Source organism: Micropruina sp., from assembly GCF_047606365.1.
In the GTDB taxonomy this organism is placed as follows: Bacteria; Actinomycetota; Actinomycetes; order Propionibacteriales; family Propionibacteriaceae; genus Micropruina.
Genome location: NZ_JASGEN010000037.1, coordinates 1 through 19,967 on the forward strand (window position 1 = coordinate 1; position 19,967 = coordinate 19,967).

General features: G+C 68.7%; 17 protein-coding genes and 1 pseudogene. 16 read left to right on the plus strand and 2 right to left on the minus strand.

Going from position 1 to position 19,967, the window contains the following annotated elements:
* The 15 genes from QM624_RS05155 to QM624_RS05225 form a co-directional block, all read left to right on the plus strand.
* On the plus strand, window positions 1-599 hold a 599-nt coding region (locus QM624_RS05155), incomplete at its 5' end, for a ketopantoate reductase family protein (protein WP_415089429.1).
* A complete protein-coding gene (locus QM624_RS05160; RefSeq protein WP_415089431.1) occupies window positions 596-988 on the plus strand; it encodes a VOC family protein in 393 nt (130 codons plus the stop codon). The genes QM624_RS05155 and QM624_RS05160, both read left to right, overlap by 4 nt.
* A 2-nt stretch (window positions 989-990) precedes the next feature.
* Window positions 991-1,455 carry a MaoC family dehydratase gene (locus QM624_RS05165; protein WP_415089434.1) on the plus strand — a complete coding sequence of 155 codons (465 nt, stop codon included), beginning with the start codon at window positions 991-993 and terminating at the stop codon, window positions 1,453-1,455.
* On the plus strand, window positions 1,455-2,675 hold the full coding sequence (locus QM624_RS05170) for a CaiB/BaiF CoA transferase family protein (protein WP_415089436.1): 1,221 nt from the start codon (window positions 1,455-1,457) through the stop codon (window positions 2,673-2,675). The genes QM624_RS05165 and QM624_RS05170 overlap by 1 nt, the downstream gene beginning before the upstream one ends.
* 535 nt (window positions 2,676-3,210) lie before the next feature.
* Window positions 3,211-4,539, plus strand: coding sequence for a DUF222 domain-containing protein (locus QM624_RS05175; RefSeq protein WP_415089438.1), 1,329 nt, complete (start codon window positions 3,211-3,213; stop codon window positions 4,537-4,539).
* Between the two features lie 743 nt (window positions 4,540-5,282).
* Window positions 5,283-6,722, plus strand: coding sequence for an aldehyde dehydrogenase family protein (locus QM624_RS05180; RefSeq protein WP_415089440.1), 1,440 nt, complete (start codon window positions 5,283-5,285; stop codon window positions 6,720-6,722).
* A 9-nt stretch (window positions 6,723-6,731) separates the two neighbouring features.
* On the plus strand, window positions 6,732-7,628 hold the full coding sequence (locus tag QM624_RS05185) for a citryl-CoA lyase (RefSeq protein WP_415089442.1): 897 nt from the start codon (window positions 6,732-6,734) through the stop codon (window positions 7,626-7,628).
* 22 nt (window positions 7,629-7,650) lie between these two features.
* Window positions 7,651-9,417: a thiamine pyrophosphate-binding protein gene (locus tag QM624_RS05190; RefSeq protein WP_415089444.1), complete on the plus strand. Its 1,767-nt coding sequence runs from the start codon at window positions 7,651-7,653 to the stop codon at window positions 9,415-9,417.
* 9 nt (window positions 9,418-9,426) lie between these two features.
* The gene (locus QM624_RS05195; protein ID WP_415089446.1) at window positions 9,427-10,287 is read left to right on the plus strand and encodes a sugar phosphate isomerase/epimerase family protein; all 861 of its coding nucleotides are present in this window, start codon (window positions 9,427-9,429) and stop codon (window positions 10,285-10,287) included.
* Complete coding sequence (locus QM624_RS05200) at window positions 10,284-11,282, plus strand: shikimate dehydrogenase (protein WP_415089448.1); 999 nt, start codon at window positions 10,284-10,286, stop codon at window positions 11,280-11,282. Before QM624_RS05195 ends, QM624_RS05200 begins: the two co-directional genes overlap by 4 nt.
* Window positions 11,283-11,384: 102 nt before the next feature.
* On the plus strand, window positions 11,385-12,791 hold the full coding sequence (locus QM624_RS05205; RefSeq protein ID WP_415089450.1) for an MFS transporter: 1,407 nt from the start codon (window positions 11,385-11,387) through the stop codon (window positions 12,789-12,791).
* 66 nt (window positions 12,792-12,857) lie between these two features.
* Complete coding sequence (locus QM624_RS05210; protein WP_415089452.1) at window positions 12,858-13,037, plus strand: hypothetical protein; 180 nt, start codon at window positions 12,858-12,860, stop codon at window positions 13,035-13,037.
* A gap of 43 nt (window positions 13,038-13,080) precedes the next feature.
* The gene (locus QM624_RS05215; protein WP_415089454.1) at window positions 13,081-13,767 is read left to right on the plus strand and encodes a TetR/AcrR family transcriptional regulator; all 687 of its coding nucleotides are present in this window, start codon (window positions 13,081-13,083) and stop codon (window positions 13,765-13,767) included.
* Between the two features lie 68 nt (window positions 13,768-13,835).
* Complete coding sequence (gene zwf, locus QM624_RS05220) at window positions 13,836-15,332, plus strand: glucose-6-phosphate dehydrogenase (protein ID WP_415089456.1); 1,497 nt, start codon at window positions 13,836-13,838, stop codon at window positions 15,330-15,332.
* A gap of 124 nt (window positions 15,333-15,456) precedes the next feature.
* Window positions 15,457-17,619, plus strand: coding sequence for a HelD family protein (locus QM624_RS05225; protein WP_415089458.1), 2,163 nt, complete (start codon window positions 15,457-15,459; stop codon window positions 17,617-17,619).
* Here QM624_RS05225 and QM624_RS05230 read toward each other — a convergent pair.
* On the minus strand, window positions 17,543-18,484 hold the full coding sequence (locus QM624_RS05230; protein WP_415089460.1) for a methylenetetrahydrofolate reductase: 942 nt from the start codon (window positions 18,482-18,484) through the stop codon (window positions 17,543-17,545). The genes QM624_RS05225 and QM624_RS05230 overlap by 77 nt on opposite strands.
* Window positions 18,485-18,598: 114 nt before the next feature.
* Here QM624_RS05230 and QM624_RS05235 point away from each other — a divergent pair, with 114 nt between their 5' ends.
* Complete coding sequence (locus QM624_RS05235) at window positions 18,599-19,687, plus strand: polyprenyl synthetase family protein (RefSeq protein ID WP_415089462.1); 1,089 nt, start codon at window positions 18,599-18,601, stop codon at window positions 19,685-19,687.
* A gap of 92 nt (window positions 19,688-19,779) precedes the next feature.
* On the opposite strand, the pseudogene QM624_RS05240 reads toward QM624_RS05235, so the two are convergent.
* Window positions 19,780-19,967, minus strand: a pseudogene (locus QM624_RS05240) (hypothetical protein); the annotation flags it as partial.

Here is a 19,967-nt window from a genome sequence, read left to right on the forward strand (position 1 = left end):
GCGAACATGTCCTGCTGGGCAGCACCCTGGTCGGCGGGGTGCTGCTCGGACCGGGCCACATCCGCACCGGGACGGCGACCCGGCAGACCTGGATCGGCGAGGTGGACGGGCCTGGCACACCGCGGACCCACACCATCGCCACGCTGCTGAACAATGCCGGGCTGCCCACCTCTGTCAGTGACGACATGGCGTCCACTCGCTGGGAGAAGCTGCTGATCAACGTGGCCACCGGCGCGATCGCGGCCCTCACCGGGCTGACCTACGGCCAACTCAGTGGGCAGCCGTTGCTGCTTGCCACCGCTTCGGACGCCGTCGCCGAAGCGATGGCGGTGGCTGCCGCGGCCGGCGTCCGACTGTCGACGACCGATCTGGATCAGGTCTGGGGGCAGGCCACCGCGGGGCTGCCGGCGAGCTTCAAGACCTCGATGCTGCAGAGCCTGGAGAGCGGACGGCCCACCGAGATCGACGTGATCAACGGCGCCGTGGTGCGGATCGGTAAGCGGTACGGGGTGCCCACACCGGTGAACAACACCCTGGTCGCCCTGGTCAAAGGCCTGGAACGAGCCAACTCCGACAAGCGAAGGGAGACCGTGGCATGACCGCTGCCACCGCCTATCTGGAACACACAGCGATCACGGTGCGCGACATCGGCTGGCACATTCGGTTCTTCGCCGAGGTCTTCGGCATGGGCTGCCGCGAGGTGGACGGCGACCCGGCAGCACCACGCCAGTACTGGACGGTCGGCGGCATCCAGCTCATCCACGACCCCGACCACAACGCACCCGAGGGACGGCTGGCCCACCTCGGCCTGATGTGCGAAAACCTGGACGCCGCACTCGCTGCGGCGCACCGGTTCAACGTGATCGAACTACCCAAGGGACGCAACTGGCTGCAACTCCCCGACGGGCTGCGACTGGAACTGATGCAGGCCGCGCCTGCAGCGTCCGTGGCCCAGGCGCTGGCCATCGACCCGCGAGCGGAGGCCTGACCATGACGATCGTCGAGCGCTATTGGGACGATGCCCGCGAGGGTGACGAGTGTCGCAGCCCGACCTACACGGTGACCAGGGAACGCATCCTGGCCTATGCCGACCTGACCGGCGACCACACCCCGGTGCACGTCGACGAGGAATACGCGGCGGCCAGCCACTTCGGCGGCATCGTCGCCCACGGACTGTTCGGGCTGGCCCTCGCCGACGGCCTGAAAACCCAGTCCGACTATCGGTTTCTGCCCGGCATGTCGCTGGGCTGGACGTGGGACTTCCGGCTGCCGATCCGGGTGGACGACGTGCTGCACGTGGTCTTTCGGGTGGGCAGCATGCGGGCCAGCCGGAGCCGTCCGGACTGGGGCATCGTGGTGTTGCCGACCGAGCTGATCAACCAGCGCGGCGAGGTGGTGCAGCGCGGCGAGCACCGGTTGATGGTGCCGCGCCGTCCAGGCTCGGGAGCGAACTGATGCAGGGCCGCCCGCTCGACGGAATTCGGGTCGTCGACTACAGCCACTTCCTGGCCGGCCCCTACGTCGGACGTTGCCTGGCCGCGCTCGGCGCCGACGTGATCAAGGTGGAACGGCCCGGCACCGGCGACGCCGGACGGCAGCACGCCACGGTGCTCGACGAGCGGCAGAGCGGCTACTTCCTGCAGCTCAACATGGGCAAACGCGGCCTCAGCGTAAACGTGAAGGACCCTCGCGGCCGCGACCTGATGCACAGACTGTGCGACTCCGCCGACGTCTTCGTCGAGAACTACCGGCCGGGCGCGCTCGACCGCGCCGGCCTCGGCTATGCCGACCTGTCGGCCCGCAATCCGGGCCTGGTCTACTGCTCGATCTCGGCCTACGGCCACACCGGCCCGGACGCCCATCGCCCCGGCTTCGGACTGATCGCCGAAGCCAAGAGCGGCATCATGGCGATGGTCGGGACGCCCGGCGAACCACCCCCGCTGCTGCGGATCTCGCTCGGCGACATGTACACCGGCAGCCACGCGGTGGCCGCGATCACCGCCGCGCTGCTCGGCCGGGTGCGCAGCGGACGCGGTCAACACATCGACCTGGCGCTGTACGACACCCTGTTCTCGATGCACGAGTACGCGGTGCAGAACTGGACGATCGGCGGCGTGCTGCCCGAGCAGACCGGCCACGACATGCCGGCCTCCACCCTGTACGGCGTCTTCCGGGCCGCCGACGGTGACCTGGTCATCGCCGCCCAGCAAGACGACAGCTGGCGCCGCTTCGCCGACCTGCTGGAAGCCTCCGGCGGACCGGCCGGTTTCGGCACCGACACCCGGTTCCACACCTTGTCAGGCCGCAATGCGCACCGCGAGGAGATCCTCTCCGGGGTGCGCTACTGGGTGGCCGCGCGTGGCGTCGCCGAGGTGCTCGCCCAACTGGACGCCGCCGACGTGCCCTGCGCCAAGGTGCAGCGGATCGACGAGGTGCTGGACGATCCGCAGATCCAGGCCCGCGGCATGGTGATCGAGCAGCAGCATCCCCGCTACGGCACGCTGCGACTGCCGAACCTGCCGTTCCGGTTCTCCGACTGCGACACCACCATCACCGAGGTCGCACCCGACCTGGGCCAGCACAACGCCGAGATCGCCGCCGAGTTGGGCTTCACGCCGTCCGAGATCGAGTCGCTGCAAGCCGACGGCGTCCTCTTCAGCACAGCCGCCGGTTGAGCCTGTGCCCCACCGCCGACTGCGCTCGTCGCCCCCGCCGGTTGAGCTTGTCACCGCCGCTGGTTGAGCTTGTCGAAACCCCCTTCTGCACTGCACCCGGCCCGTCATCCCGGCGGACGCCGGGATCTCCGAACGACACGAGTGCGGCCGAGATCCCGGGTCAAGCCCGGGATGACGGTTGGACGACCGGTCCGTCCGCCCGATAGGGCATCCATGACGGTGGCGTGGACGTTCGGCTGGGTGGCTCTGGTGCTGGCCCTTGGGCTGTTCGGCCGAACTAGCGTCCGGACGCCTCATACCTGTTTGATTTCCGCAACCTTCATCCAGCGAAATGGTGTTGTCACAAGTGTTGTCACAAATGACGAGGTGTTGTCAGTTCTACCGAATCTTGTGGGCCAGGACGCGAGGGCCGAAAACTGTCAGTGACGGCCTTTAGCCTGGTTTTCATGAATCAGTCGATCAGTCTGGCTACGGGATTCATTCCCGCCCCAGCTGGTCGTGAAAAGTGTCAGTGGCGACGCTTAGGGTCAAAGGTATGAGTATCGAGGTAGAGGTCGGGACGGCGGTGGCGGATTTCGCCACCGTGATCACCGGGCTGCTCGATCACCTCGACTACGACACTATTGCCTTGTTGACCGATCGGAAACAGCTGGATCTGGTCGCTGATCTATTGACGGCGCAGTCCCGGCTATCAGGTGTGCTGCACACCGTGCTCGGGCAGGTCGACCGGGCCGAGGCAGCCATGACCGCCCACGGTGTCCCCACGGTCAGCTGGTTGGCGGCAGAGTTGCGGTACACGCGTGGCCAGGCGTCCGCGATGGTGCACCACGCCGCTGATTTGCACCGGTTCATCCAACTCGGAGATGCGTTGCGTGACGGGCGGGCGAACGATCGGCAAGCCCAAGCGGTCACGAAGGTGTTGAAGAAGCTGCCTAGCGATCTGGGTGTCGAAGCTGAGGCGAAGGCACAGGCGACGATGGTCACCCACTGTGACGAGTTCGACAGTTACGAACTGGGCGGTCTGTCACGCTACCTGCTGGATCTGGTGGCCCCCGAGGTGGCCGAGGAAGCGGAAGCGAAACGGCAGGAACGCGAACTACGCGACGCCCAACAAGCCCGGCATCTCAACTTTGCCGACGACGGGCATGGATCCACCACCATCAAAGGCAGCCTGCCGAGCGCGGACGCGGCGCTGATCAAAGCCCAGATCGAAGCACTCGCCCAGCAGATGCACCGCACCGCCCTGGAACTACGCGATCCAGGCGTGCCGCAACCCACCTGGCCGCAACGCCGCGCCGACGCCCTGGTCGAGTTGGCCCGCCGCGTCGCGATCCACCGCGACGCTCCCAAGCACGGTGGCGATCGACCCCACATGACAATCCTGATCAACTACGACGATCTGCTCGGCGACCGCCACGGTGCCGGTCTAGCCGACGGCACCCAGCTGACCGCCGGCCAGCTACGCCAATACGCCTGCGACGCCGGCATCCTGCCCGTGATCCTGGGCGGCCCCTCCGGGGTGCTCGACGTGGGGCGCGCACAACGCCTCGTCACTCCCGATATCCGTCACGCCCTTCATGTCCGTGACCAGGGTTGCGTGTTTCCCGGGTGTGATCGGCCGGCGGCTGACTGCGACGCGCACCACATCACCCCCTGGGCTCAAGGTGGGTCAACCTCACTGTCGAATCTGTGTTTGTTGTGCAAGCATCACCACAATCTGTTGGAACCCGACCGGAAACGAGCTTCCGGGTTGCAATGGGAGATCCGCATCTCAACCGATGGAATGCCCGAGGTGATTCCACCACGATTTGTGGACAAACACCAACGACCACGATGTCATCAACGATTCCGGCCACGGGAGTAGTCGGACGGTTTCGACCACGCGCATAGTCGGAGATATCAATTCCGACCAATGAAGCTGCCGCGGACTCCGTGCGCACCGGGATGGGCCTCGGATGGCAATCGACCTCGTCGGCAGCAGAAAGGAAGAATGTACAACCCCGAGTTGCACAGCACCTTGGTGGTGCGCACTGACGGTAGTTCCATGACGCATACTGCCCGCAGTCACCGATCAGGCGGATTCTCCAACTCGCTGCCTAGTGCCCAATGGCCGCATTATGCACAGCACGCGCCGCACCTGACCGGCGCGCGGAGCCTGTCCCGATGGCGCCAAGAGCGACTCCCCGCCGGCACCAGGGACACCCGCTGATGTCAGGCTCCCGACCCAGAGTTAAGGCGCCCAGAGCGTCCTGGGAGCCGTCACTGGCCTCGTCAAGAACCTGCAGCCGGCCCCATGTCGCGTTCACTCGGCGCAGGGCCCGGGGGTACAGAACCGCCCGCGGGGTGCGCCGCAGCCGGGACACGATCGATCATCGTTTCCCCAGCCAGCACAGACGGCAGACGTGCCCAGACCGGAGCCCCAACAGGCCGACCCAGGGGCCGGGAAGCCGCTCCGAGAGCCACCGGATCCCACCCCGACACCGGACCACACTCAGAACCCTCCACACGGATCAGCACCTTCTTAACTAACCAGATGGTTCACAAATGGCGATTTTGTCTGCATACTGATGCCCACGACATCGCGATTCACACTCGGGAGACGCACTGATGGCATCGACGACGAGCCAACCGAAACCCCTCCGCCCGGAGCAGGAGCAAGAGCTCAACGACCTGCTGGCCAAGGCCCGCGCCGCGCAGAAGATCATCGAGACCTACGACCAGGCGAAGGTCGACCGGCTCTGCCAGGCGATCGCCTGGGCGGTGGCCAACAAGGTGACCTTCACCCGGCTGGTGCACGAGGGCATCGAGGAATCCGGCCTGGGCGACCCGGTCAGCCGGATGGGCAAGCGGATGAAGATCCGCGGCGTGCTGCGCGACGCGCTGCGCCAGCCCAGCGTCGGCATCATCGAGACCGACGAGGCGAAGGGCCTGGTCAAGTACGGCAAGCCGGTCGGCCTGATCGGCTGCATCGTGCCCACCACGAACCCCGATCTGACCCCGGCCGGCAACGCGATCTACGCGATCAAGGCCCGCGACGTGGTGATCTTCTCCCCGCACCCGCGGTCGAAGAAGACCACCTTCGAGACCGTCCGGCTGATGCGCGAGGCGCTGGAGCGTGAGGGCGCCCCCGCCGACATCCTGCAGTGCATCACCCAGCCCAGCGTGGCCATGTCGCAGGCGCTGATGGCGGCGTCCGACCTGGTCATCGCGACCGGCGGCCAGCCGATGGTGCGCGCCGCCTACAGCTCCGGCACCCCCGCCTACGGGGTCGGCGCCGGCAACTCGACGATGATCATCGACGAGACCGCCGACGTCGACATCGCCGCCCGCAACACCCGGATCTCCAAGACCTCCGACTTCGGCTCCGGCTGCTCTGCCGACGGCAACCTGATCATCCACGAGTCGATCTGGGACGACATGATCGCCGCGCTGCAGGCCGAGGGCGGCTACCTCGCCGAAGGCGAGCAGCGCGCAGCGCTGGCCACGGTGATGTGGGACGACGAGGCGCACCGGCTGCCCGACACCGTCGCGATCGCCCCGGCCGAGCTGGCCAGGCACGCCGGCTTCGAGGTCCCCGAGGGCACCACCTTCCTGTTCGTGAAGGGCGACGGCATCGGCGACGAGTTCCCGTTCTCGCGCGAGAAGCTGACCACGCTGCTCACCGTGCACCATTACGAAGGCGAATTCGAGAACGCCCTGGACGCGATGCGCGCCGTCTACGAGGTGGGCGGCAAGGGCCACTCCTGCGGCATCTACTCCCACGACGACGACCACATCCACCGCCTCGGCCTGGCCGCGCCGGTGTCCCGGATCATGGTCCGCCAGCCGCAGTCGAAGGCCAACGCGGGCGCGTTCAACAACGGCATGCCGATGACCTCGTCGATGGGTTGCGGCACCTGGGGCGGCAACGTGACCAGCGAGAACGTGCACCTCAAGCACTACCTGAACACCACCTGGGTGGCCCGTCCGATCCCCGAGGACAAGCCCAGTGACGAGGAGCTGTTCGGCGACTTCTACGACCCGGCCCTCGAGCCCGCGGACGCCTGAGGCCCACCGATGACCCAGTCCCCCGAGGAGTTGGTGGAGGCCGCCCACAATTGGTGGTCGACCGACATCATCGACATCCACCCCGGCCAGATCGGCGTCCGGGGCTACCCGATTGAGCAGTTGATCGGCCGGATCAGCTTCCCGCAGATGATCTGGCTGATGCTGCGCGGTGACCTGCCCAGCGCCGACCAGGCGTCCCTGCTGGAGGCCGCGCTGGTGGCGTCCGTCGATCACGGCCCGCATGCGCCGTCGATCGCGATCAGCCGGATGTCGGTGACCTGCGGGCTGCCGCTGAACGGGGCGATGGCGTCGGCGATCAACGTGCTGGACGACGTGCACGGCGGCGCCGGGCAGCAGTGCATGGAGCTGTACCGCGACATCGACGCTGAGCTCACCGACCAGGGTCACGGCCCGGACGCCCCGCTCGCCGAGGCGGACGCCGTCGCGGCAGCCAGCACCGTCTGGGCGCGCTGGAACGAGCGCGGCATCAAATACGCGCCGGGCTTCGGGCATCGCTTCCATCCGCTCGATCCCCGGGCGCCGCGACTGCTCGGCCTGGTCGACGACCTGGCTGCGAAGGGCGAAGTCAGCGGCCGGTTCGCCACCATCGGACGCGCCGTCGAAGAGGCCATCTCGGCCGGACGCAGCCGCCGGGTGCCGATGAACATCGACGGCGCCACCGCGGTGATCTACTCCGAACTCGGCTTCGCCCCCGAGCTGGGCCGCGGCATCTTCATCCTGTCCCGCTCGGTCGGCATCCTCGCCCACGCCTGGGAGCAGACCAACCAGGGCGGCCGGATCAAGGGCCCGATGACACCGAAGATCCCCTACCGCTACACCGGCGAACCGCGCCGCGACCTGCCCGGGGCCGCGCCGTCCGACCCCGCCGACACCGAATCCGCCTGAGCACCGAACCCAGGAGTCACCGATGACCACCGACCTGATCTCGCACCAGCTCGTCCGCTACCTCGAGTACCGCGACGTGAAGCATGTCTTCGGGTTGTGCGGGCACACAAACATCGCGGTGCTCGCGGCGCTGTCGAAGTCCGACAGCATCGAGTTCGTCAACACCCGGCACGAGCAGCTGGCCGCACATGCCGCCGACGGCTACGCCCGGGCCACCAACCGCGCTTCGGTGGTGCTCTCCCACCTCGGCCCGGGCCTCACCAACGCCGCCACCGGGGTCGCCAACGCCGCCCTCGACTCGGTGCCGATGGTGGTCATCGCCGGTGACATTCCCTCGCACTACTACGGCAAACACCCGCACCAGGAGGTCAACCTGCACGCCGACGGCGCGCAGCACGAGATCTACCGGCCGTTCGTGAAGCGGGCCTGGCGGGTGGAGTCGGCGCACCTGTTCGCCGAGATCATCGACAAGGCGTTCCGGCTCGCCGAGAGCGGACGTCCCGGCCCCGTCCTGGTCAGCGTGCCGATGGACATCTTCTCCGCCGAGGTGGACGTCGCGACGTTCGACAAGGCGATGTCCGGCACCACCGAACTGGCCAAGCCCGGCCTCGACCCGGCGGTCGCCGAGCAGATCGTGACCAACCTGCTGGCCGCCGAGCGTCCGCTGCTGCACGTCGGCGGCGGCATCGTGCTGGCCGACGCCGCCGACGAGCTGGCCGCACTGGTCGATCACCTGCAGATCCCGGTCAGCCACAGCCTGATGGGCAAGGGCGCGGTGGCCGACGACAACCCGTGCGTGCTCGGCATGACCGGCTTCTGGGGCACCGAGTTCGTCAACGCCTCGACCCGCAACGCCGACTGGATCCTGGCCCTGGGCGTCACCTTCGCCGAGGCCGACAGCTCGTCGTGGGAAGAGAAATACACCTTCCGCATCCCCGAGACGAAGTTGATGCAGATCGACATCGACCCCGAGGAGCTGGGCCGCAACTACCCGCTGCAGGTAGCCGCCGTCGCCGACCTGAAGCCGGCCATCGCGGCACTGGTCGAAGCCGCCAAGCGACTCGCCCCGGACGGCGTGCGCCGCCCCGAGCTGCTGGCCGAGATCAAGCGGCAGCGCGACGACTTCCGCTCGCGCAACGCCGACGCGGTGTCCAGCGATGCCTGGCCGATGCGTCCGGAACGGATCCTCGCCGAGGTCCGCGAGGTGCTGCCCGCCGACGCGATCATCACCACCGACGTGGGCTGGAACAAGAACGGGATGGCCCAGCAGATGGACATCCTCACCCCCGGCTCGGTGTTCACCCCCGGCGGCTTCGCCACCATGGGTTTCGGCGCCCCCGCCGCGCTCGGCGCCAAGATCGCCTGCCCCGAGAAGGTGGTGGTCTCGCTGGTCGGCGACGGCGGCTTCGGCGCCAACCCGAGCCTGCTCTACACCGCCCGCGAGAAAGGCATCGCGGCGGTCTGGGTGGTGATGAACAACAACGCGTTCGGCACCATCGCCGGGCTCGAGAAGGCGCACTTCGACACCACCTACGGCACCGTCTTCGAGAACGCGGACGGCCCGGTGACGACCGACTTCGGAGCCATCGCCCGCGCCTACGGCGTCGAGGGTGTCACGCTGACCAGCGCGGATGAGTTCAAGCCGGCCCTGGCCAAGGCCATCGCAGGAAGTGTCCCGGTGGTGATCGACGTGTCGATGATCAACGCGCCGACCCCCACGTCGGGGCACTGGAACATCATGGACATCTACTCCCCCGGCGCCGGCATTCACCACGCGGCCACCTCGTAAGCACCGATCATGACCGCCGCAGCCACCGTCGAACCGCAGGCCCAGCAGTATTCGCTGGGGCACCTGACGATCATCGACACGCCGACGCCCGAACTCGTCCGGATCGCCGCCCGCACCGGTTACGACTTCGTCAGCCCGCGGCTGATCTGCGACGGGCTGCCGGGCATGGACCACTCGCTGGCGCGGAACCCGGCACTGCTGCGGGCCACCAGGGCGGCGCTGGCCGAGACCGGCCTGCCGGTGCACGACATCGAACTTGCCCGGATCGCCGACGATGTCGATCCGGGCAGCTACGAACCTGAACTCGCGGTCGGCGCCGAGATCGGCGCCCGCCATGTGCTGTCGAGCATCTGGAGTTCCGATCGTGGCTACACCGTCGACGCGTTCGGACGGCTCTGCCGACTCGCCGCCCAGTACGGTCTCACGGTGAACCTGGAATGGCTGGCGCTCGGCACCGTCACCACCATGGCGGACGCGGTCGACGTGCTCCGCCAGGTCGACGAGCCGAACGCCCGGCTGATGATCGACCTGCACCACTTCCACCGCTCCCACGAATCGGTGGACGATCTGGCGACCCTGCCAAGGGAGTGGTTCGAGTTCGTCCAGATCTGCGACGCACCGGGCGAGATCCCGGCCGAGCGGGACGAGATGGCCAGGATCATCCGTGCCGGACGCAACTACCTCGGCGAGGGTGGCACCGATCCGGCGGCGGTGCTGCGGGCACTGCCACCGATGGTCTACTCGGTGGAGATCCCCAGTGCTCCCGATGAGGCACGCTTCGGCGCCGAGGGCCATGCCCGGCGCTGCCTGGAGACCTCCCGCGCCTACCTCGCCCGAGCGGGCGTCACCCAACGAGAGGCCACACGATGACCGGAACCGGCTCGATCGGGCCGCGCCTCGACCAGGCGCTGCTGTCCCGCATGCCCGATCCCGAGACCGGCGCCCCCTGGCCCGCGCCGGACGCCGACCGGCGTCCGAACGTCAGCGCGTCCGTCGCGGGCTGGGCGCGCGGGGCCCGTCCGGCCATCCACCGGCTGTTCCTGCTCGGCGAGGGCATCGGCGCCTCCCGGACCCCTGCGCTGCACGAGTACGAGGGCCGCGAGCAGGGCATGTGGCTGTCCTACCGGATCCTGGACAGCCTCGAATGGGGCATCACCGCCGCCGACCTTCCCGCGGTGCTCGACTGGGCCCGGACGTCCGGCTTCTCCGGGTTCAACGTCACCCATCCGTTCAAGCAGGCCATCATTCCCAGCCTGGACGAGCTCTCCGACCGGGCCGGCGCCCTCGGCGCGGTGAACACCGTGGTGTTCCGCGACGGCCGGGCGATCGGCCACAACACCGACTGGTGCGGCTACCAGAAGCCGTTCCACGACGCCCTTCCGGACGCCTGCCGCCGCACCGTCGTCCAGCTGGGCGCCGGCGGGGCAGGGGCGGCGGTCGCCTACGCGACCCTCGATCTCGGCACCCCGCTACTGATCGTCCACGACATCAACACGGCACGCGCGGCCGCGTTGGTGGAGCGGATGCAGGGCATCTTCGGCCCCGAACGGGTGCAGGTCGGCGTCGACCTGGCCCGCTCGGTGGCCGGCGCCGAAGGAGTGGTCAACGCCACCCCGGTCGGCATGGCGACCCACCCGGGTTGCGCGATCGACGGCGACCTGCTGCGGCCCGACCTGTGGGTCTCGGAGATCGTCTACTTCCCCATCCAAACCGAACTTCTGGTCCGGGCCCGCGATGCCGGGTGCCGGACCGTTGATGGCGCCGGAATGGCGGCCGAACAGGCCGTCCGGGCGTTCGAGCTGTTCACGGGAGTCACACCCGACGCCCCGCGAATGCACGCTCGGGTACGGGCAATGGTTGCCTGACCCCACTCTCCGGTGGGGCCGTCCACTACCTCGGACGTTCACCGGCTACGCATCGAAGGTGATGCGTTCACCGGCCCTCGGGCCCCTGAACGAGAGGTTCTCATGTCCACTACAACCCACCACGAGAAACAAACCGGAAAGGCCACAGCCAGCGGCTGGATCGGTAGTGCCCTGGAGTACTACGACTTCTTCATCTACGCCCAGGCCGCCGCCCTGATCTTCCCGACGATCATGTTCGACAACAAAGACCCGCGGATGGCGATCATCGGCGCGCTCGGCACCTACGTGGTCGGCTACGTCGCCCGTCCGATCGGTGCCTTCGTGCTCGGCGCCTGGGGCGATAAGCACGGCCGCAAGAACGTGCTGGTGCTCTGCATGCTGCTGATGGGCATCTCGACCATGCTGGTCGCGGTGTTGCCCACCTATCAGCAGGTCGGCATCCTGGCGCCCGCCATGCTGATGGCGCTGCGTCTGGTCCAGGGTTTCGCCGTCGCCGGCGAGATCTCGGGCGCCAGCTCGATGATCCTCGAGCACGCCCCGTTCGGACGTCGTGGCTACTTCGGCAGCTTCACCCTGCAGGGCACCCAGTTCGGCCAGATCCTGGCCGCCGCGGTCTTCCTGCCGCTGGCGCACTACCTCTCCGACGAGGCCTTCCACAGCTGGGGCTGGCGGGTTCCGTTCGCGCTCAGCGCGGGCGTCGTGGTCGCCGGCTACCTGATCCGCCGCAAGGTGGACGAGACGCCGGCCTTCCAGGAGGAACAGGAAGAGGGCAAGGTCGCCGAGTCCCCGATCCGGCAGGCCTTCCGGGAGAACCCGGGCGCCATCGGCCGGGTGTTCTGCATGGCGCTGACCAACATCATCGCGGTGACCACCTCGATCTTCGGTGCCACCTACGCCACCAACAAGGACTACGGCATCGGCTTCCACGCCGACGTCTACCTGTGGATCCCGCTGCTCGGCAACGTGGTGGCCTGTGTGGTGATTCCGCTGGTCGGCAACCTGTCCGACAAGATCGGACGGCGTCCGCTGATGATCTGGGCACCGGTGCTGTGCGGCCTGATGTCGTACGGCTACCTGTGGTCGATCAGCCAGGCGAACGTGACGCTGGCGATCGTGTTCTCGCTGGTCATGTGGGGTGCGGTGTACCAGGGCTACAACGCCGTGTTCCCGGCCTTCTACCCCGAGCTGTTCCCGACCAAGACCCGGGTCAGCTCGATGGCGATCGCCCAGAACCTGGGCACCGTCGCCTCCTCGGCCATGGTGCTGGTGTTCCCGATCGTGGCACCGCCCGGCTCGACCAACGTGGTGATGACGGTCGGCACGCTGACCCTGGTGCTGTGCGTGATCGCCTCCATCGCGGCCTGGAAGTCGCCGGAGACCTACCGGTTGCACGGTGACGACCTGGGTGTTCCCGGCGCTCAGCCGGTTCCCGAGGCCGAGTACCACCGGCTGCGCAACGCCGCCATCGCCGACGCGAAGGCAGCCAAGGCGGCCAAGGCAGCGGCCTGACCGCCGTCCCTTCCGTAGTCTGGGTGGGCAGCCACGACCGGCTGCCCACCCGGTGAGGAGTTCTACATGAAACCGACCACACGGCCCGGGGTCGGCCTGGCGATGGCCGTCCTGCTGCTGTTCGCCGGTTGGTACATGGTGACGTCCGGGGTCGGCTCCGCCCAGCTGTTCGGCTGGCTCTTCGTCGGCGTCGGCGCCCTCTCGGGCGTGATCAACCTGTTCCTGGTGCTGCGGCAGCGGCGCTGACCGACCCGCCGCCGGGCCTCGGCACGGCGCTACAGTGACGCCCATGTCGGCCGAGCCAGCGACCCCACCCGGATCCGAACCGGGCAGCACAGGTCCACGCAAGACCCGCAGCGCGAAGCGCTCCAAGGCCGAGCTGCTCGACGTGGCCACCGCCGAGTTCGCCCGGATCGGCTACTTCGGCGCCCGGGTCGACGAGATCGCCGCCAAGAGTTCCACCACCAAGCGGATGATCTACTACTACTTCGGCGACAAGGACGGCCTGTTCACCGCCGTCCTGGAACGCGCCTACGCCGACATCCGGGCAGCTGAGAAGGCACTCGACCTGAGCGGCCTGCCGCCCCGCGAAGCTCTCGCCCGGCTCATCGACCACACCCTGCGCTGGCATGCCGCGCACCCCGAACTGGCCCGGCTGGTCGCCTCCGAGAACGCCCTGGACGCGATGCATCTGCGGCAGTCGCCCCGGCAGGCCGGGACCAACCTGCCGATCCTGCAGACCCTGGCCGACATCCTGGCCCGCGGCCGCGCCGACGGCAGCTTCGTCCGTGACGTCGCGGCGGTCGATCTGCACCTGCAGATGAGCGCGATCGCGCTGTTCCGGGTCACCAACCGGCCCACCATCGAGGCCACCTTCGGCGTCCGGATGGACACCGAGGAATCGCTGAACACCGCGATCGACGACCTGACCGAGATGGTCTGCGCCTGGTTGTCCACGCCGGATCCAACCAAATAGATCGCTGGTCCGTCGAATGTCCTTCTCAGCTCTTCCGGCGCCGCTCGAGATAGTGCGAAACTGCCTGAATGGCGAGTTCTGAGGCACAAACAATTGCCTATCCGGCGCCGTCGGCGCGCCCCTACCGGAAGGAAGGGGAGACGACTTCTCCACATGTCGTCGTGCTTTTCGGCGGCACCGGCGACCTCTCCCGGCGAAAACTGATCCCCGGGCTTGCCCGGCTGGCCAGTTCGCATCTCGCGCCAGAGATGATGGTGGTGGCCTCTTCGCTGGACGAGATGTCCGATGACGACTTCCGAGCGTTCGCCAAGCAGGCGGTCGACGACTTCGGGAAGCATCCGATGCCCGACGACGAATGGCAGGCCTTCGCCTCCACCCTGCATTACGTATCGACATCGGCGGGTCCGAAGGCACTGGCCGCAGCGGTGAAGTCCGCCGAGGAGCAGCTCGGTGAGGGCTGCCGGCGCCTGCACTACCTGAGTGTCCCGCCGGCTGCGGCCCTCAACGTCATCGGCATGCTCGACCGGGCGAAACTGGTCGACCGGGCGCGGGTGATCATGGAGAAACCGTTCGGCACCGACCTGGATTCGGCGGTCGATCTCAACCGGCAGGTGCACGAGGTCTTCGACGAGAACGACGTGTTCCGGATCGATCACTTCCTTGGCAAGGAAGCCGCCCAGAACGTACTCGCGCTGCGTTTCGCGAATGGCCTGTTCGAACCGATCTGGAACCGCAACTTCATCGATCACATCCAGATCGACGTGCCCGAAACACTCGGCCTCGATCAACGCGCCGGCTTCTACGAATCGACCGGGGCGTACAAGGACATGGTGGTCACCCACTTGTTCCAGGTGATGGCCTTCGTGGCCATGGAGCCGCCGACGGCCCTCGATCCGGCGTCCATCAGCGAGGAGAAGAACAAGGTCTTCCGCGCGCTGCTGCCGATCTTGCCCACCGACGTGGTGCGCGGCCAGTTCAGCGGCTACCGCGAGCTCCCCGGGGTGGCCCGAGACTCCGACACCGAGACGTTCATCGCGCTGCGCTGCCACCTCGACAACTGGCGCTGGGCCGGCGTCCCGTTCTATCTGCGGACCGGGAAGCAACTGGCCGAGGGCCAGCGGATCATTTCGATCGCTTTCCAAGAGGCGCCCCGCACCATGTTCCCGCCGAACTCCGGGGTGGGCTCGGCCGGCCCAGACCACCTCACCTTCGATCTCGCGGACGAATCCCGGGTATCGCTGTCCTATTACGGCAAGCGGCCCGGCCCGGGAATGAAGCTGGACAAGCTTTCGATGCAATTCTCGACGCACGATACGGACCGCGCCGACGACGTCCTCGAGGCGTACGAGCGGCTGATCCTGGACGCGATGCGCGGTGACCGCACCCTGTTCACCACCGCTGAGGGCATCGAGAGCCTCTGGGAGCGCTCGATACCGATGCTGGCCGACCCGCCGGCCGTCAAGCCCTATCCACGGGGGAGCTGGGGGCCGAACTCGATCCATCAGCTGATCGCCCCGCATGCCTGGCGGCTGCCGTTCGAACGCTCGTGGCGCACTGTGAAGTAGCTGCCGCCCCGGTGGAATCACCCGCTTCCGACCGGCGCCGGACGGTTCGTCGCGCCGGCGTTGGACTGCCAACCCGATCGGCGTAAAATGGTAGGTCTGGCAAAAACGGCAAGCAGGAGGTTTCTTGACCCAGCCAGTCTCGGCTCTCGACCGCGAACTCGCCATCGAGCAGGCCCACGTCGATCTCGTCTATGCCCAACTCGGGAAGGCCGCCCTCGCCGCACGGCGAACGGCCAACGCCAGTCGGTCGATCTACGCCTCCGACCGGGGCACCTGGATGCGCGAAGAGGACGGCACCGCCATGTTCGAGCGGGACGCCTTCGCCTTCCAGGCCGCGAAACGCCTGGCCGTGCTCGATGCCGAACACGAGGGACTGGTGTTCGGCCGGCTCGACCTAAGCGACAGCGAGATCCGCTACATCGGCCGGATCGGCGTCCGTGACGAAGAGTACGAACCGCTGGTGATCGACTGGCGGGCCCGGGCGGCCGAGCCGTTCTACCGGGCCACCCCGTCCGACCCGATGGACGTCACCCGCCGCCGGGTGCTGCGCTGCCGCAACGACCGGGTGATCGGCATCGAGGACGACCTACTGGACGCCGCCGACGCCGGCGACCTGGTGGTGATCGGCGAGGGTGCCCTGATGGCATCGCTGCAGCGGGCCCGCGGCACGCACATGCGCGACATCGTCGCCACCATCCAGGCCGAGCAGGACGAGGCGATCCGCGCCGATGCCCGCGGGGTGACGGTGATCTCGGGTGGTCCCGGCACCGGCAAGACGGTGGTGGCGCTGCACCGCGCCGCCTACCTGCTGTACTCCAACCGGCGCCGCTTCGAACGCGGCGGCATTCTGGTGGTCGGCCCGTCGGCGCTGTTCATGAGCTACATCGAGCGGGTGCTGCCCTCGCTCGGCGAGGATTCGGTGACCCTGCGCTCGATCGGCGCGGTCGCGTCGGATGTGCTCGGCTTCTCCGCCGACCGCAACGACGCCGCCGCCGCGGCCGGCATCAAGGGCTCGCTGCGAATGGCGCCGCTGCTGAAGCGGCTGGTCGACCTACCGCTGGTCGATCCCGGTCCACAGGGTGCCCGGCTGCTGCTCACCGTGAAGGGTGAGCCGGTCGGCCTGGACGCCGCCGCACTCGACCGGCTGCGCCGCGAGGTGCTGTCGCGGCACAAGGTGAACCGGGCCCGCGAGGCGGCCGAGAAGGCGCTGCTCTCCCAGCTCGCCGACCAGGTGCCCGAGGAACTGGAGCTCGACCGCGAGACCATCGACGACCTGATCACCTCCAGCGCGCAGTGGCGGATGTTCATCAACGCCTGGTGGCCCACCCTCAGCCCCACCGAGGTGCTGCGCCGGCTGGATGACCCGGCGGTCACCCGACGGGTGTCGGTCGGCCTGCTGGACGCCGACGAGCAACGCATCCTCACCGAGTCGTTCCACCACGAGGCCTGGTCGGTGGCCGACATCGCGCTGCTCGATGAGCTGGCCGCCCTGCTCGGCCCGGTGCCGGCCGAGCCGGACGCCGAAGACCCGGTGTTCATCGAGGGTGCCGAGGCGGCCGAACTGGTCACCGTCGCCGACCGGCTGTCCCGGCAGGTCGTCGACGACCCCGACGACGAAGCGCACACCGAGTACGCGCATCTACTGGTCGACGAGGCGCAGGACATCACCCCGATGCAATGGCGGATGCTGCGCCGCCGCGGCGCGCACGCGTCCTGGACGATCGTCGGCGACCCGGCTCAGAGCAGCTGGCCCGACCCGGCCGAGACCGACCAGGTGATCGCCGAACTGATCGGCCACGCACCGCACCGGTCGTTCCGGCTGAGCGTCAACTACCGCTCGCCGGCCGAGGTGTTCGCGCTGGCCGCGGACGTGGTCCGGCGCGGCTTCCCGAGTGCCGACCTGCCGGAGGCCGTCCGGCACACCGGTGTCGAGCCGGAACTGCTGGCCACCAGCGCCGACGGGCTGACCGGCCTGGTCGCCGACCGCGCCGCCGCTCTGCTGGCGGAGCTGCCGGGCACCGTCGGGGTGATCGCTCCCCCGTCCCGGCTGGACGCCGTCCGCGCCGTGCTGGCGCCGCTCGCCGAGCCGCGGCTGGTGGTGGTGACGCCGCTGCAGGCCAAGGGCCTGGAGTACGACGGGGTGATCGTGGTCGCGCCGGACGACATCGTCGCCGAGTCGCCGGGCGGCGTCCGGGTGCTCTACGTGGCGCTCACCCGTCCGACACAGCGGCTGGTGTGCGTCGATCCAGACCCAGCCGGCGGAGATTGGCGAGAATCGCTGAGGTAGCCCGCGACCGGTTCAGGGTGAAGAACTGCAGACCGGGCGCGCCGCCGCGCAGCAGGTCGGCGCTCAGTTCGGTGGCGATCTCCACGCCCACGGCTCGCACCGCCGCCGGGTCGTCACCGACCGCATGCAGCCGGCTGGTCACCCGTTCCGGCAGCTCCGCGCCGGACAGTGCCGCGAACCGGTTGATCTGGGCCAGGTTGGTGACCGGCTGAATGCCGGCCACGATCGGCAGCGTGCAGCCGATCGCCCGCACCCGGTCGACCAGCCGGAAGTAGGCGTCGGCGTCGAAGAACAGCTGGGTGACCGCGAAGCCGGCCCCTGCCTCCTGCTTGGCGAGCAGCAGCCGGGCGTCGAGATCGGCGTCCCGGTTCTCGGGGTGCAGGTCGGGGAAGGCGGCCACCCCGATGCCGAAGTCGAAGTTGTCGGCGATCAGCCGCACCAGCTCGGTGGCGTTGGCCAGGCCCTGCGGGTGCCGCACCCAGGGCACCGTCGGCCCGCCCGGCATGTCACCGCGGATCGCCAGGATGTACTTGACGTCGACCGCCCGGTACGAGCTCAGGGTCTCCAGCAGCTGATCCACGGACTGGCTGGCACAGGTCAGGTGCCCGACGGTCTGCGCCTGGGTCTGGGTCTTGATGAACTCCGTCGCCGAGATCGTCCGGTCCCGGGTCGCACCGGAGGCGCCGTAGGTCACCGACAGCCAGTCGGGCCCGACATGATCGAGGTCCACGATCGTCTGCCGCAGCACGTCCATCCCGGCCTCGTCCGCGGGCGGGAAGAACTCGAAGCTGAACGTGGGGCGCTCGGGGTCGGCAAGCAGCTCGGTGATGCTGCGTTGCCCGGCGGCGGCAGGGTTGGGGGACACGAGCGACAACCCTACCGATCCGATTCCGGACCCGGCCCGGGGTCCATGCCGGGCGGCGGCCGTCTGCGACCTCCCGGACAGGCGCCGGACGGCCCGTCCGGTTAGGCTCGGGGCATGGCCCTCTTCGCTGCGGAAGACCCGATCGGCACACCCTTCCGAGGAGCCGTCGGCGACGCCCTGCGAAGCTTCATCGCCGGCCAGTCCGAGCGGCTGGCCGGCATCGGCGAGCGAGCCGGGCTGCTCAGCGAGCTGGCGCTCGCCTTCACCGCCGGCGGCAAGCGGCTGCGGCCCGCGTTCTGCTGGTGGGGCTACCAGGCGGTCGAGGAAACCACCGATCCGGACGCCCTGCTGCGGGCAGCGGCCAGCCTCGACCTGCTGCACGTCTCGGCGCTGATGCACGACGACGTGATGGACGCCTCCGACGTCCGTCGCGGGCTGCCGGCGGCACACCGCCAGTTCGAGACCTGGCACGCCGAGCACGGCCTGACCGGCTCGGCCGAGGCGTTCGGACGGGCCGGCGCGATCCTGCTCGGCGACCTGCTGCTGGTCTGGTCGATGGAGCTGTTCACCGCGTCCGGGCTGTCGGGTGAGGCGCTGCGCCGCGGCCTGCCGCTGCTGGACGCCGTCCGCACCGAAGTGACCTGCGGCCAGTTCCTCGATGTAGTTGCCCAGGCCGAGCCGATCGGCAGCATCGACCTGATGGACGTGGTGCCGAGGGTGGTCGAGTTCAAGACCTCCCGGTATACGGTGATCCGGCCGCTGCAGATCGGCGCCGCGCTGGCCGGCGGGTCGGCCGCGGCACTGGACGCGCTGGAGGCCTACGGCTCGCCGCTGGGCCGCGCCTTCCAGTTCCGCGACGACGTGTTGGGTGTCTTCGGCGAACCGGACGTCACCGGCAAGCCGGCCGGTGACGACCTGCGCGAGGGCAAACGGACGGTGCTGGTCGCGCACGCGCTGCAGCTGGCGTCCGAGACGGCGAAGGAGCGGCTCACCGGACTGCTGGGCAGCCCCGAACTGGACGCCGCCGACATCGCCACCGCCCAAGAGATCATCGTCACCTCCGGCGCGCTGGCGGCCACCGAGCAACGGATCGCCGACGACCTCGACCGTGCCCTGGCCGCCCTGGACGACGCCCCGCTGCGCACCGAGGCGGTCACCGCGTTGCACCGGCTCGCCGAGCTGTCGACCAGCCGGACGGCGTAATCGTCATCCCGGCGTAGCCGTCATCCCGGCGGACGCCGGGATCTCTCCGCAGTCCTCGTTCCGGGTCTCGACAAGCTCGACCAGCGAGTTGGCTAACGCAGGGCGTCCAGCGTGAACGCCTCGAACTCGTCACCCCAGGCGGCGCGGAGCCGGTCACCGAACGTTCGCGCGGCCGCGGCGGGATCGGCCGCGGCGGTGATCGCGCGGCCGACGGCCACTCGGCGGGCGCCGGCCTCCAACACCTGATCCAGGTTGTCGGCGGTGATGCCACCGATCGCGA